This window comes from Psychromarinibacter sp. S121, assembly GCF_049801035.1.
GTDB lineage: Bacteria > Pseudomonadota > Alphaproteobacteria > Rhodobacterales > Rhodobacteraceae > Psychromarinibacter.
On sequence record NZ_JBNAGE010000001.1, the window covers coordinates 1,219,776 to 1,233,965 of the forward strand.

The following is a 14,190-nucleotide window of genomic DNA, read 5'->3' on the forward strand; positions in this document are numbered from 1 at the left end:
AGGGTGCGCTGTTGGCGCTGCCCTACCTGTTCGAGTTCTGGGCGCTGCCGCATCAGTTGCCGCCCGAAGGGGACTGGCGGACATGGGTGATCATGGGCGGGCGCGGCGCGGGCAAGACGCGGGCCGGGGCGGAGTGGGTCCGCTCGGAGGTCGAGGGCGCCTTGCCGCTGGACGCGGGCCGGTCGGCGCGCGTGGCGTTGGTGGGCGAGACCATCGACCAGGTTCGCGAGGTGATGGTGTTCGGCGACAGCGGCATCCTTGCCTGCTCGCCGCCCGACCGCCGCCCCGAGTGGCAGGCGACGCGGCGGCGGCTGGTCTGGCCGAACGGCGCGGTGGCGCAGGTGTTCTCGGCGCACGAACCCGAGGGGCTGCGGGGACCGCAGTTCGACGCCGCCTGGGTCGACGAGTACGGCTGCGCCGCGATCGACAAGGGAACGAACCAGCCAAACAAGTTCCTGGACCCGAAATCTTCGGAAAGCCAGCTGCCGTATTTCTCGACCGGAAGGCGGGATGATTTCCTGCAAATGCAATATCTTCGGGCGGTTACTTCATTTTACGCTTCAAGCGCGAACAACCCCGATTCCAGTCTCTATGACGGCCCGATGGTGGATATGGCGCGGGCGCATGTCTGGGCGTGGGACGCGCGGCCCTATCCGCATTTTCCCGGCCTGACAGAGGTGTGGAGCGACGGCGACAACTATGGGCGCGGGCACTGGATGAACGGACGCGGCGGCTCGCGGTCGTTGGCGGGCGTGGTGGCCGAGGTCTGCGGACGGGCCGGTGTTGCGGAATACGACGTGTCGGGGCTGTGGGGGCTGCTGCGCGGCTACATGGCGACGAGCGCCGACACCGGGCGGGCGGAGTTGCAGACGCTGATGCTGGCCTACGGGTTCGACGCGGTGGAGCGGCAGGGTGTGTTGGCGTTCCGCAGCCGCGACGGTGTGGTCTCTGCCGAGGTTGCGGCGGACGGGCTGGCGGTGTCGCCGGAAGCCGAAGCGGACATCGTTATGTTGCGCGCGCCGGGCGCCGAAACAGCCGGGCGGTTGCGGTTGAGCTATGTCGAGAGCAACGCGGATTACGAGACGCGGGCGGCAGAGGCCGTGTTCCCGGACGAGGCGACGCAGGGCGTGGCCGGATCGGAATTGCCGCTGGTGCTGACCGCGACAGAGGCGCGGGGGATCGCAGAGCGGTGGCTGGCCGAGGCGCGGGTGGCGCGGGACACCGCGAAGTTCTCGTTGCCGCCGTCGCGGCTGGCGGTGGGCGCGGGTGACGTGGTGCGGCTGCCGTCGGGCGCGGGCTATCGCGTCGACCGGGTGGAGATGGCCGAGTACCAGATCCTTGAAGCCGTTCGGGTGGAACCGGAGTTGTACGCTCCGTCCGATGCGGTCGAAGAGGTGGCGCGGCCCCGGCCATTCGCGGCGCCGGTGCCGGTCTATCCGCTGTTTCTGGACCTGCCGCTGTTGCGGGGGGACGAGGTGCCTCATGCGCCCCACGTGGCGGCGACGGCGCGTCCGTGGCCGGGGACGGTGGCGGTGTATGACTCGGCGTCGGACGAGGGCTATGGGCTGAACCTTTCGCTTGCCTCGGCTTCGGTGATCGGCGAGACGCAGACCGCCTTGGCCGCGGCGGCGCCAGGGATGCTGAACCGCGGGGCGAAACTGCGGGTGCGGCTGGTGAAGGGGGCGTTGTCCTCGGCCAGTGTGACCGAGATGCTGAACGGCGCGAACGCGGCGGCGATCGGGGATGGATCGTCGGGCAACTGGGAGGTGTTCCAGTTCGCCGATGCGACGCTGGTGGACACGCGGACATGGGAGATCGGGTTGCGGCTGCGCGGGCAGGCGGGGACGGACGGGATCGTGCCGGAGGTCTGGCCGGCGGGAAGCAGTTTCGTGCTGCTTGACGGGACGCCCCGGCAGATCGACCTCGCGTTGTCGAACCGGGGTCTGGCGCGCCACTATCGCATCGGGCCCGCGCAGCGGGGGTATGACGACCCGTCTTTCGTGCATCTGGTCGAGGCGTTCGACGGGATCGGGTTACGGCCCTATGCGCCGGTGCATTTGCGGTGGGTGCGCTCCGGTGGCGACGACGTGCTGACATGGGTGCGGCGCACGCGGATCGACGGAGACAGCTGGCAATCGGCCGAGGTGCCGCTGGCGGAAGAGAGCGAGGCTTACGCCGTACGCGTGCGGCAGGGCGGCGGCATCCTGCGGGAGGTTTCGACCGTCGCGCCGTCATGGACCTACAGCGCCGCCGCGCGGGCCGGGGACGGTGTTGCCGGAAGTTACGAGATCGAGGTGGCGCAGGTGTCTGCGCAATTCGGGCCGGGGCCCTTCAGGAGGATCGTGATCGATGGATGAGACCTTGCAGCTTGCCTTGCCGCTTCTGCAGCCCGCGCAGGCGCAGAAGCATGTCACGGTGAACGAGGCGCTGGTGCGATTGGACGGGCTGACACATCTGACGTTGCAGTCGGTGGACACCTCCGTGCCGCCTGTTTCGGGCGAGGATGGAGAAAGCTGGGGCGTGCCTTTGGGGGCGGTCAACGCGTGGGACGGCCACGCGGGCGAGATCGCGATCTGGTCGAATGGGGGCTGGGTGTACGTGCAGCCCCAGACCGGATGGCGGGGTTGGGCGGTGGACCGCCATGCGGCGGTGCTGCACGACGGGGCGGGCTGGGTCAACGGCGGTGTCGCGGCCTCGGCCAACCGGGCGGTGTCGGCGCTGAACGTTCTGGAGTTCGATCATGTGCTGGCGGCGGGAGCAAGTTCCGTGACCGCCGGGGTGATCCCGCAATACGCGATGGTCTTCGCGGTGACGGCACGGGTAAAGACCGCGTTCACCGGAACGCTGAGCAACTGGGACTTCGGCGTGTCGGGGGCCTCCAACCGTTATGGCAGCGGGCTGGGGCTGGCGCAGGGGTCGTGGGTGTCGGGCATCACCGGGCAGCCGGTGACCTATTATGCCGCAACGCCGTTGGAGCTGACCGCGAACGGGGGCGATTTCTCGGGCGGCGCGTTGCGGGTGGCGGTGCATTACTTCACCGCCTCGCCGCCGGAGGTCTAGGCCGGTGCTGCCGATGCTGCACGCAGACGTGACGGCGGCGGCCCGGGTGTTGCGCGGGGTTCCCGAGGGCGCACGGGAAGAGGTGCTGGAACGGCTGATCCGCTCTGCGACATGGGCGGCCGCCTATCGGCAAAGGCACGGGCGGCAGCATCCGTGCTGGGGAGACGGCACGCTGATGGCGGCGGCGCTGGCGCGCGATCCGGGGCCGGAGCCGGGGCTGGGCGACCCCGACTACTGCCGCTGTCTGGCGCAGGTTCTGGTCAGGCTGGCCGAGCGGCGGGAGGACGCCGGCTTGAAGGTGGTTCCGACATAAGAAGTTGGAATTGACAGCATCACGGGTTTGCGTTTGGTTCCGGCTCCCTATCTAGTGTAGAACACCGGCACGAGACGGAAGGATATCCCATGGCCGAAACCCGCAAGGCAGTCGCCGAACTCGACCCGGTCTGGACCCGTATCCGGGCCGAGGCAGAGCAGGCCGTGGTGGATGAACCGCTTCTGGGCGGGCTCGTGCATTCGTCGATCCTGCATCACGCCTCGCTGGAGCGGGCGCTGGCTTACCGCGTGTCGCTGAAGCTGGCGTCGGGTGAGATGTCAGAGCAGATCCTGCGCGAGATCGCGGACGAGGCGCATGCGTCCGACCCGTCGCTGGGCGTCGCCGCGCGGGCCGATCTGGTTGCCGTGTTCGAGCGTGACCCGGCGTGCCACCGGTTCATGCAGGCGCTTTTGTACTTCAAGGGCTTTCAGGCGGTGCAGTCCTATCGCGTCGCGCACTGGCTTTGGCAGGAAGGCCGCTATGACATGGCCTATTTCATCCAGATGCGGGTGAGCGAGGTCTTTGGCGTTGACATCCATCCCGCCGCGACGGTCGGCAAGGGCATCATGATCGACCACGCGCATTCCATCGTCATCGGCGAGACCGCGACGGTGGGCGACAACGTGTCGATGCTGCACTCGGTGACGCTGGGCGGCACCGGCAAGGAAGAACAGCAGCGCCATCCGACCATCGAGAACGGCGTGCTGATCGGGGCGGGCGCGAAGGTTCTGGGCAACATCACCGTGGGCCGGTGCAGCAAGGTCGCGGCCGGTTCCGTGGTGTTGCAGGACGTTCCGCCGAAAAAGACCGTGGCCGGGGTTCCGGCGAAGATCGTCGGCGATGCCGGATGCGATCAGCCGTCGGTGTCGATGGATCACCTGTTGAGCGGCAATCAGTTGCTTGGGATGTGAGGGTTCGGCGGGGATGGGGTGGAACCCCATCCTACGTTTATCGGGCCAGGTGGGGATGGGGTGGAACCCCATCCTACGGTTTTTGGGTTCGATGGGGATGGGGTGGAACCCCATCCTACGCTTGGGGCCGGGGAGTGAGGTTTTATCCGTCTCGGGCTATGGCTCGCCGATAAGCTGGTCGTAGGCTTCCAGCGCTTTCACGCCGTACATGTAAGCCGGGCCGCCGCCCATCAGGGTAGCAACGCCGATCACGTCGGCAACGTCGTCCCGCGTTGCACCTGCCTTTGCGGCGGCCTGAACGTGGAAGCCGATGCAGTCGACGCAGCGCTGTGCAATGCCGATGGCGAGCGCGATGAGTTCCTTCTCGCGCAGGGTCAGGCTTCCTTCGCCCATCGCGCCACGGTGCATCGCGGTGAACCCGCGTCCGGCGGCTTCGTGGGTCTTACGGTAGTCGGCGAGGTTGGCGCTCGTTTCGTCGAGGTGGTGTTTCCAGTCCATGAGACATTCCATGCGTTGAATGGGATGTGACGGGTCTAGCGCCGGTCTCGTGGAGGTGCCTTGAGGTGGATCAAGCTTTTCGGATGGGTGGGGATGGCGTTGGTGCATTCCAAAAAGAAACGGCCCGCCGGATGGCAGGCCGTACTTTTCGATCAGAGCGATTGGCGGTTTAGGCCAGCATCGCCACCGGGTTTTCGAGGTTGTTCTTGATCGCGGTCAGCAGTTCGGCGCCAAGCGCGCCGTCGATGACCCGGTGGTCGACCGAGAGCGTCACCGACATCACCGTCGCCACGCCAAGCTCGCCATCGTCCTTCACCACCGGCTTCTTCACGCCCGCGCCGACCGCGAGGATCGCGCCGTGGGGCGGGTTGATGACGGCGTCGAAGTTGTCGATGCCGTACATGCCGAGGTTCGAGATCGCGAAGGAGCCGCCCACATATTCATGCGGCGCCAGCTTGCGGTCGCGGGCGCGGCCGGCGAGATCCTTCATCTCGGCGGACAGGGCCGACAGGGTCTTCTGGTGCGCGTCCTTGATGACCGGCGTGAACAGGCCGCCGTCGATGGCCACGGCTACGGCCACGTCCGAGGGCGTCAGCTTGATGACCCGGTCGCCGGCCCAGACGGCGTTGGCCGCCGGGATTTCCTGAAGCGCGTTGGCGCAGGCCTTGATGATGAAGTCGTTGACCGACAGCTTCACGCCCTTGGCTTCCAGTTGCTTGTTCAGCGTCGAGCGGAACTTCAGCAGGTCGTCCAGTTGGATGTCGCGGCGCAGGTAGAAGTGCGGGATCGTCTGCTTGGCCTCGGTGAGGCGGCTGGCGACCGTCTTGCGCATGCCGTCGAGCTTGACCTCTTCGAAGTCGCGCCCCTCGTACATCTTCACCACCTGCTCGTAGCCGGGGCCTGCAGGCGCGGCGGCAGCGGCGGCGGCCGGAGCCGATGCGGCGGGTTTGTCGGTGGCCTTCTGCGCGGTGGGCTGGGCGTTCTCGACGTCGGCCTTCACGATGCGGCCCTTGGGGCCGGAGCCCTTGAGCTGGGTCAGGTCGATGCCCTTGTCCTTGGCGATCCGGCGCGCCAGCGGCGAGGCGAAGATGCGGCTGCCGTCAGAGGCTTCGGGCGCGGCGGGGGCGGCGCTGCCTTTCTCGGGGGCGGCATGTGCTTCCTTGGGCGCCGGAGCGGCCTCGGCGCTTTCCGGTGCAGCGGCGGCGGGTGCGACAGAGGCCTTGCCGATGTCGTCGGCGCTTTCGCCTTCGCCCAGCAGCACGGCGATCGGTGTGTTCACCTTCACGCCCTCGGTGCCCTCGTCGATCAGGATCTTGCCGACGACGCCTTCGTCGACGGCCTCGAATTCCATCGTCGCCTTGTCGGTCTCGATCTCGGCCAGCAGGTCGCCCGACGAAACGGTGTCGCCTTCCTTGACCAGCCATTTCGCCAGCGTGCCTTCCTCCATCGTCGGAGACAGGGCGGGCATCAGAATTTCAGTCGGCATCTCTTTACTCCTCCACGAGCGACAGCCGGTCGAACGGCGCGCGGATCCGCGTGTCGCCACGGGACATTTTGGTCAGGGCTTTCTCGATCTTGGTGCGGTGCAGCGCGATCCACGTATAGACATCCTGATGCTCGGGCCGGGGCCCTGCGGATTTCAGAAGCCAGTCCGTCACCAACGTTTCGGGGACGAGACCGCGGATGGTGCGGTCTCCGTCCTGGAAGCTGATGCGGTAGGCGCCCTGTTCCATGTCTATGCCGTGGACCTCCACTGCGTCATCCTCAGCGGTAGGTGACCGCCTTGACCGCGTCCATGACTTCCTTGGTGGAGGTCAGGGCGAGCTTTTCGAGGTTCGCGGCGTAGGGCATCGGAACGTCCTTGCCGGTGCAGTTGATCACCGGGGCGTCGAGGTAGTCGAACGCTTCCTGCATGATCGTCGCCGACAGGTAGTTGCCGATCGAACAGACCGGGAAGCCTTCCTCGACCGTGACGCAGCGGTTGGTCTTCATGATCGACTTCACCACCGTCTCGGTGTCCATCGGACGGATCGTGCGCAGGTCGATCACCTCGGCCGAGATGCCTTCCTTCGCCAGCTCGTCCGCCGCTTCCAGCGCGTAGGTCATGCCGATGCCGAAGGACACGATGGTCACGTCATCGCCCTCGCGCCAGATCTTCGCCTTGCCAAGCGGGACGGTGTAATCGTCCAGCGCCGGAACGTCGAAAGAGCGGCCGTAGAGGATCTCGTTCTCGAGGAACACGACCGGGTTCGGATCGCGGATCGCGGATTTCAGCAAGCCCTTGGCGTCGGCGGCAGAGTAGGGCTGCACCACCTTCATGCCGGGGATGTGCGCGTACCACGCGGCGTAGTCCTGGCTGTGCTGGGCGGCCACGCGGGCGGCGGCGCCGTTCGGGCCGCGGAACACGATCGGACAGCCCATCTGGCCGCCGGACATGTACAGCGTCTTGGCCGCCGAGTTGATGATCTGGTCGATCGCCTGCATCGCGAAGTTGAAGGTCATGAACTCGACGATGGGGCGCAGGCCGGCAAAGGCCGCGCCGACGCCAAGACCGGCGAAGCCATGCTCGGTGATCGGCGTGTCGATCACGCGGCGGTCCGAGAACTCGTCCAGCAGGCCTTGCGTCACCTTGTAGGCGCCCTGGTACTCGGCGACTTCCTCGCCCATGACGAAAACGCTGTCGTCGCGGCGCATTTCCTCGGCCATCGCGTCGCGCAGGGCTTCGCGGACCGTGGTCGACTTCATCTCGGTCCCGGCGGGGATGTCCTTTTCCTCGGGAACCTTCACCTGCACCGGCGATTTCGCCTGTGCGGGGGCAGGGGCGTCGGCCGTCTCTTCGCTTTCGGAAGAGCTTTCTGCCGGAGCCGACATTTCCGCCGCGCTCATGTCCTCGCCCTCTTCGCCGATGATGGCGATGAGGGTGTTGACCTTCACGCCCTCGGTGCCCTCGGCGATCAGGATCTTGCCGATCACACCCTCATCGACGGCTTCGAATTCCATCGTCGCCTTGTCGGTCTCGATCTCGGCAAGGATGTCGCCGGACGACACGGTGTCGCCTTCCTTGACCATCCATTTCGCCAGCGTGCCCTCTTCCATCGTGGGGCTGAGCGCCGGCATGAGAATTTCAGTTGCCATTCGTGGCCTCCCTAAAGTCCTTGCGCGCCGGCCTCAGGCCGCGTCGTCCTGCGGCAGTTCTTCGGCGTAGACATCCGTCCACAGCTCTTCGAGCGCCGGTTCCGGGCTTTCCTTCGCGAAGTCGGCAGAGTCGTTGATGATCTCTTTGATCTCCTTGTCGATCGCCTTGAGATCGTCCTCGCTTGCATAGTTGCCGTCGAGGATCAGCTTGCGCACCGCCTCGATGGGGTCGCGTTCCTCGCGCATTTTCTGCACTTCCTCGCGGGTCCGGTACTTGGCCGGGTCCGACATCGAGTGGCCGCGGTAACGGTAGGTCTTCACCTCGAGGATGTAGGGGCCGTCCCCCTTGCGGCAGTGCGCCACCGCCTTCTCGCCAGCGGCCTTGACCGCAAGGACGTCCATGCCGTCGACTTCCTCGCCGGGAATGCCGAACGCCTCGCCGCGGGTGTAGATCGCGGGGGTCGAGGTCGACCGTTTCTGCGACGTGCCCATGGCGTACTGGTTGTTCTCGATGACGAAGATCACCGGAAGCTTCCACAGCGCGGCCATGTTGAAGGCCTCGTAGACCTGGCCCTGGTTGGCGGCGCCGTCCCCGAAGTAGGTGTAGCAGACGTTGTCGTTGCCGTTGTACTTGTTGGCGAAGGCAAGGCCCGCGCCCAGCGGCACGTTGGCGCCCACGATGCCGTGGCCGCCGTAGAATTCCTTCTCTTTCGAGAACATGTGCATCGAGCCGCCCTTGCCCTTCGAGTACCCGCCTTCGCGGCCCGTGAGCTCGGCCATCACGCCCTTGGGGTCCATGCCGCAGGCCAGCATGTGGCCGTGGTCGCGGTAGGTGGTGATGCGCTGGTCGCCTTCCTTGGACGTGGCCTCGAGGCCCACGACCACGGCTTCCTGTCCGATGTAGAGGTGGCAGAAACCGCCGATCAGACCCATGCCATACAACTGGCCCGCTTTCTCTTCGAAGCGTCGGATCTGAAGCATTTCCCGGTAGTAGTTCAACAGCTCTTCCATCGAGGCGCTGTTCTTCTTCGCACGACTGCGGGTGGCCATGTCGGCGTCTCCTCCCTCTCTCGCGGCAATAGTTTAGCGTTAAACAATCCCATAACGCAGAGCCGCCGGCATTGCGACCGTAAATTTCCGTGACGGCCTGCCGGGCTGCTATGCGCAACAGGCATAACTGCACCGCAGACTGAGGATTTCAACGAAAATATCGGGATGCGCCCTGCGGCGCGGGGGTCAGTGGACGATGACTTCGTCGTTGCGCACAAGGCCCAGAACCTCGCGCGCGCGCTCGTCCAGCAGGTCGAGGTCAAGGTACTCGTCGGACAGGCGGCGGGTCTTGTTGCGCAGTTCGGCAACTTCGATCTCCAGCGCGTCGACCTCTTTTTGCAGCAGATTGGCTTCCGCCTCGATCTGGATGCGGCGGAACAGGCCATAGTCGCCCTGCACGCTGGCGAAGGTGAAGTAGCTGCCCAGCGTGAAGACGACCGCGAAGAACGCGATCACGCCGAATGCCGGTGCCTTGCGGGGTCTGCCCATTAACTGCCTCGTATCGTCTCTTTCGGACGTTGGTGATGACAATCGCATACCGATAAGCCTTTGTGAATCCCTATAATGACGGGCAAGCTGCTTTGTGATCGCGTGCGTGAGGAGGATGCCGCATGTCCCGTTCAGCCCCGAGGTCCGAACTGGCCACCCACGTGGTCGAGAACCAGCCGCCGGCGCGCGTTCCCGCGCTGTGGGAGGACGACCTGCCGCTGCGGCAGGCGGTGGCGGCGGCAGGCGGGCAGGCGGATACGCTGAAGGACTTCGCGGGCGTCCTGTCGGACCCCGCGATGATCGAGGCAGGGCGCGAAGCGAACCGCCATCCGCCCGAGCTGCGCCTGTTCGACCGGGGCGGGCGGCGGCTGGACGAGGTCGCGTTCCACCCCGCCTATCACCAGCTGATGACCGTCGGAGCAAAGGCCGGGTACAGCGCCGTCGCGTGGGAGCCGCGCCCGGGCGGCCACGTGACGCATGCCGCTATGGTCTACCTGCAAAGCCAGGTCGAGCCGGGCACCTGCTGCCCGCTGACGATGACCTATGCCGCCGTCCCGGCGCTGGCGGGCTCGCCGCTGGCCGATGCGTGGCTGCCGAAGCTGACAGCACGCGCCTATGACCCGTCGGTTGCCCCGGTGGCCGGGAAACGCGCCGCGACGATGGGCATGGCGATGACCGAGAAGCAGGGCGGGTCCGACGTGCGCGCCAACACCACCCGCGCCACGCCGGACGGCGACGCATGGCGGCTGACGGGGCACAAGTGGTTCTGCTCGGCGCCGATGTCCGACGGCTTTCTGACGCTGGCGCAGACCGAGGGCGGATTGTCCTGCTTCCTCGTTCCGCGCTGGCTGGAGGGCGAGCGCAACCGGGTCCAGATACAGCGGTTGAAGGACAAGCTCGGCAACCGCGCCAACGCGTCGTCCGAGATCGAGTATCACGGCGCGCTGGCCTACATGATCGGCGACGAGGGGCAGGGCGTGCGCAGGATCATCCGCATGGTGCATCACACGCGGCTCGACACCGCGATGGCGCCGGCGGGCCTGATGCGCGCGGCGCTGGCCGAGGCGGCGCATTGGTGCCGGCACCGCACCGTGTTCCAGAAGAAGCTGATCGACCAGCCCCTGATGCGGGCGGTGCTGGCCGATCTCGCGCTTGATGTCGAGGGCACGCTGGCGCTGGGGTTGCGGGTGGCGCAGGCGTTCGACACGGGCGGCGACGGCTTTGCCCGCATCGCGGTGGCGCTGGCCAAGTTCCTTGGCAACAAGCGCGCGCCGGGGATGATCTACGAGGCGATGGAGACGCTGGGCGGCGTGGGCTATGTCGAGGACACGCCGTTGCCGCTGCTGTACCGCGAGGCGCCGCTGAACTCGATCTGGGAAGGCTCGGGGAATGTCATCTGCCTCGACATCCTGCGCACGCTGGCCCGCGATCCGGAAGCGGCAGGGGCGCTGACCGACGCGCTCGACGCCGCAAGGGGCGCAGACACCCGCTATGACGCCGCGCTTCGCGATTTCCGCGCCACGTGGCCCGGCCTGCCGCCCGAGGCCGAGGCGCGCTTTTTCGCCGAACGCGCCGCCACGCTTCTGACCGCCGCCACGCTGACCGCCACCGCGCCAGAGGTCGCGGGCCCCTACATCGCCGCCCGTCTTGCCGACAGCCGTGGCCTTATCGCCGGCGCGGTCCGGGAAACCGACGCCACCCCGATCCTCGCCCGCATCCTGCCGGACTAGGCCGCGGGGCTTCTTCTCTTGCCAAGTACCTCGGGGGAGCCGCGCAGCGGCGGGGGCAGAGCCCCCATGTCCTTACCCGTCCTTACCCGTCCTTACTCGGCCACCATCCATTCGCCCTCGGGATAGAAGGCGTGGAAGGCGAAGGCGAACATCAGATCGTGCGGCACGTCCGCGCCCGAGGCGTCGCGGACCCGGATGCTGCCCACCTCGCGCCCCTTCGCGATCTCGCCGTTGTCCAGCGCCGAGGCCTGTCCGGCGGTCCAGCTGATCGTCACGCCCGCCTCAGAGATTTCGCCCGCCTCAGCCAGCCGGGGCAGCGGCCACGCCCGGTCGCCCACCCGCACCACGCGGGCGAGGGGCGGGATGCCGTGGGGCGGCATTTCTCCGTTGTAAAGGAAGGGTTTCGCCAGGCTGTCGTAACCCGCATAGGGGTTGGTGCCATAGCGGCGGTCCCAGTCTGGTTCGGCCATCACCATGCCGTCGGGATGTGCCGCGCGGAACTGGGCCCAGCCTTCCATCCACGACGGCAGCTGCGTCAGGCGGGCGCCGGTCAGCTCGCCCACGATCGCCTCTCCCAGCGCCTGCTGCCACCAGCTTTCGGTCTCGCGGTCGTACATCACCATGTCCGAGTTCCGCAGCTTGCCGGTCACCCCGAAGCTCAGGTCGCGGCCGTCGACGCGCCGGTGGAACACGAGGGCCGAGTTGCACAGCGGGCAGAAGGTCACCGCCACGGGCACATCGGCCACCGTGTCGTTCACGATCTCATGCCACGTCAGATAGCGGATCGGGTAGGCGCGGGCGGGCACGCCCGGCAGGTCCAGCACGATCACCGGCTCGCGGTCGCCCAGCGGCGGCCCGTCGGCGGCAGGCACGAAGACCGGCCCGTCCAGCGCGGGGATGCCGTCGCGGGGCGGTCCGCCGGACAGGATCTCGGTCCAGCTGTCGACGGTGGTGGTGGCGAAATCCGTGTTCGGCCACTCGGATCGCCAGAACGGCGGCTCTGCCGGGGCGGGAGCGGCGAGCAGCGCCGATTGAAGGGCGGCCAGCGCGACTGGCAGGAAGGGTCGAGGCATGGCGGGCTCCGTCCGAAGCTGTCTTCTGGGGCATCTTGGGTCAGGGTGACGCAGGGGCACGGTCAGGTCCACGCAATTCTGCGCCATCGCGCGGCGGCATGTCTGCTGCTGGATACAGGCTGCGGGCTTGACCCCGCGAGGGCGACGGCGGTTTATCGGCGGGCGGGCGGGGTACAGAGGGATTGGCCGGACGCGATGGCCAGGCAGGACGACAGGCGAGCGGGCGACACCGACTGCCCCTTTTGCTTCGGCAGCGGCACCGCCGATGGCGACCGCGTGGCCTGCCGCGATTGCGCGGGCACCGGCGAGCGGGGCGGGCTGTCGTGCGGGGCCTGCGATGGCGCGGGTGTCGTGACGGGACCGCTGCGCGGCCCTTGCGCCTATTGCGGCGGCAGCGGGCGCGACCCCCATGCCCGGCGCGAGCCGCCGCCGCTGCGCCGCACGGGCGATCTGCCTGAACCGGAACCGCCCCTTCGCGCCCAGCCGGGCTGGACGCTGGCCAGTTTCGTCGTCGCGCTGGCCGTGGCGGCGCTGGTGTGGCTCGCGCTGTCGGCGAACGACGACCCCGAGGCAGAGGGCTGGATCCCCTACGCGGTCGCGGGCGTGGCGGGTGTGCTGGCGGGCCTGGTCTGGCGCGCCGCCGCAAAGCTGGTGGTCGGCGGGGCGGTCTTCGTGCTTGTCACGGACCTTGCCCTTGGGCGCATTCCGGGGTCGGCGGACTGGCAGGCCTTCGCCATCGGCATCGCGGCCACCGCGCTTGCGGTCTGGAAATGGCGGGTGGTGGGGGTCGCGGGGCTGATCCTGCTGGGTCTCGCCATCGCGGTCGCATGGGCGCGGGGCATGCCCGTGCCGGATGTGCTGTCGCCGCTCTGGACCCGGCTGCGCGGCGGCTAGGCCGCGTCCTGGATCCCCAGCCGCGCCCTTAGGGCGGTCGGCACCAGCCGGGCCGAGGCCACGCGCGGCAGCGGCATCTCGGCAATCGTCCGGTCCTTGCCGTACAGCGCCAAGTACTCGGCGTGGTTGTCGAACCGGCGGCGGGTGACGGCGTCCACGAAGGTCTCTGCCGCCGCGCCGTTGGCAAGGATCGCGTCGTGGGCCTTTGTCTCGATATGGTAGTAGGTCACGCTGTCGGGCAGGGCGTCCAGCGGATCGAAGGTGATCGTCGTTCCGTTCACCAGCGCGCCCGCCGTGACCGCCAGCCCGTCGAGGATCAGCGCATGTTCGGGCGTCAGCACCAGATCGCGATGCGGCAGGCCGCCGCCAAGCGCCCCGGCCCGGATGCGGACCGGCGCCATGCGCTCGCCCGCGAACAGCTTGTGCATCGTCTGCCGCCCGACCCAGCGGACCGGGACCGCGCGGCCGTCCGCCGTGGTGACCAGATCGCCGATCTTCAGCGCCTCGACCGCGCGCTCGCCGTCGGGCGTGGCGATGCCGGTGCCTTCGGCGAAGCAGACGAGGAACGCCGCGGTATCGAGGTTCAGCGACGCGTAGTCAGGATAGGTCGTCTCGGGCAGGTGAACGCCCAGAACAAGCATGTCGCCCGAGATTTCTTCGACCACCGGATAGATCCTGCCGCCGTAGCTGGTCGTTCCGAGATACTGGAAATTGGCGTAGTCTATGTCGTCGAGCCGTGAAAACAGCACTTCCGACGTATTGAAGTACGCGCTGCCGTCGTCGTAGTCCGACAGCCAAAGTTCGGAAAGGTCGGCGTGCAGAAGGAACTCGCCGGCCTCGTACACAGTGATCGGGGTGCCTGCGGGAAGGACGTAATCAGCCATCGGACCTGTCTGCCTGTGCAAAATCGAGAAGCCGGACGCCACGCCGGGCATGACCGTCCGGGTGTCCGTTACGTATTTTACAAGTTAAACGGGTATCTGTCCCACCGGCTCTGCCATCGGCCGGCGGGTGTTACAAGTTTCCTACAGTAAGTA

Annotated in this window: 14 protein-coding genes; 6 read left to right on the top strand and 8 right to left on the bottom strand. The window is 67.4% G+C overall.

Annotated features, from left to right (window positions below; all coding sequences use genetic code 11):
* Positions 1-11 precede the first annotated feature (11 nt).
* From ACP156_RS05890 to cysE, 4 genes are all read left to right on the top strand, one after another.
* Positions 12-2,357, top strand: coding sequence for a phage tail protein (locus tag ACP156_RS05890; protein ID WP_425050375.1), 2,346 nt, complete (start codon positions 12-14; stop codon positions 2,355-2,357).
* Positions 2,350-3,060, top strand: a complete 711-nt coding sequence (locus ACP156_RS05895) for a DUF2793 domain-containing protein (RefSeq protein ID WP_425050376.1) — start codon at positions 2,350-2,352, stop codon at positions 3,058-3,060. Before ACP156_RS05890 ends, ACP156_RS05895 begins: the two co-directional genes overlap by 8 nt.
* Before the next feature lie 13 nt (positions 3,061-3,073).
* The gene (locus ACP156_RS05900; RefSeq protein WP_425050377.1) at positions 3,074-3,373 is read left to right on the top strand and encodes a hypothetical protein; all 300 of its coding nucleotides are present in this window, start codon (positions 3,074-3,076) and stop codon (positions 3,371-3,373) included.
* A gap of 89 nt (positions 3,374-3,462) precedes the next feature.
* Positions 3,463-4,284, top strand: a complete 822-nt coding sequence (cysE, locus tag ACP156_RS05905) for a serine O-acetyltransferase (RefSeq protein WP_425050378.1) — start codon at positions 3,463-3,465, stop codon at positions 4,282-4,284.
* 156 nt (positions 4,285-4,440) lie between these two features.
* On the opposite strand, the gene ACP156_RS05910 is transcribed toward cysE, so the two are convergent.
* The 6 genes from ACP156_RS05910 to ACP156_RS05935 form a co-directional block, all read right to left on the bottom strand.
* Positions 4,441-4,782 carry a carboxymuconolactone decarboxylase family protein gene (locus ACP156_RS05910; protein WP_425050379.1) on the bottom strand — a complete coding sequence of 114 codons (342 nt, stop codon included), beginning with the start codon at positions 4,780-4,782 and terminating at the stop codon, positions 4,441-4,443.
* Positions 4,783-4,951: 169 nt separating this feature from the next.
* Entirely contained in the window at positions 4,952-6,268 is a 1,317-nt protein-coding gene (locus ACP156_RS05915; protein WP_425050380.1) for a pyruvate dehydrogenase complex dihydrolipoamide acetyltransferase, read from the bottom strand.
* A 4-nt stretch (positions 6,269-6,272) separates the two neighbouring features.
* Positions 6,273-6,515, bottom strand: a complete 243-nt coding sequence (locus ACP156_RS05920) for a hypothetical protein (RefSeq protein ID WP_425050381.1) — start codon at positions 6,513-6,515, stop codon at positions 6,273-6,275.
* A gap of 31 nt (positions 6,516-6,546) precedes the next feature.
* A complete protein-coding gene (locus ACP156_RS05925) occupies positions 6,547-7,917 on the bottom strand; it encodes a pyruvate dehydrogenase complex E1 component subunit beta (protein ID WP_425050382.1) in 1,371 nt (456 codons plus the stop codon).
* A gap of 33 nt (positions 7,918-7,950) precedes the next feature.
* A complete protein-coding gene (pdhA, locus tag ACP156_RS05930) occupies positions 7,951-8,967 on the bottom strand; it encodes a pyruvate dehydrogenase (acetyl-transferring) E1 component subunit alpha (protein ID WP_425050383.1) in 1,017 nt (338 codons plus the stop codon).
* 186 nt (positions 8,968-9,153) lie between these two features.
* Positions 9,154-9,456, bottom strand: a complete 303-nt coding sequence (locus ACP156_RS05935) for an FtsB family cell division protein (protein ID WP_425050384.1) — start codon at positions 9,454-9,456, stop codon at positions 9,154-9,156.
* Between the two features lie 122 nt (positions 9,457-9,578).
* On the opposite strand from ACP156_RS05935, the gene ACP156_RS05940 reads away from it, so the two are divergent.
* Positions 9,579-11,186 carry an acyl-CoA dehydrogenase family protein gene (locus ACP156_RS05940; RefSeq protein ID WP_425050385.1) on the top strand — a complete coding sequence of 536 codons (1,608 nt, stop codon included), beginning with the start codon at positions 9,579-9,581 and terminating at the stop codon, positions 11,184-11,186.
* Positions 11,187-11,278: 92 nt separating this feature from the next.
* Here ACP156_RS05940 and ACP156_RS05945 read toward each other — a convergent pair whose 3' ends face one another.
* Entirely contained in the window at positions 11,279-12,259 is a 981-nt protein-coding gene (locus ACP156_RS05945; protein ID WP_425050386.1) for a DUF3179 domain-containing protein, read from the bottom strand.
* A 195-nt stretch (positions 12,260-12,454) separates the two neighbouring features.
* On the opposite strand from ACP156_RS05945, the gene ACP156_RS05950 reads away from it, so the two are divergent.
* Positions 12,455-13,153, top strand: a complete 699-nt coding sequence (locus tag ACP156_RS05950) for a hypothetical protein (protein WP_425050387.1) — start codon at positions 12,455-12,457, stop codon at positions 13,151-13,153.
* Here ACP156_RS05950 and ACP156_RS05955 read toward each other — a convergent pair.
* On the bottom strand, positions 13,150-14,037 hold the full coding sequence (locus ACP156_RS05955) for a Hint domain-containing protein (protein WP_425050388.1): 888 nt from the start codon (positions 14,035-14,037) through the stop codon (positions 13,150-13,152). The genes ACP156_RS05950 and ACP156_RS05955 overlap by 4 nt on opposite strands.
* Positions 14,038-14,190: the final 153 nt, after the last annotated feature.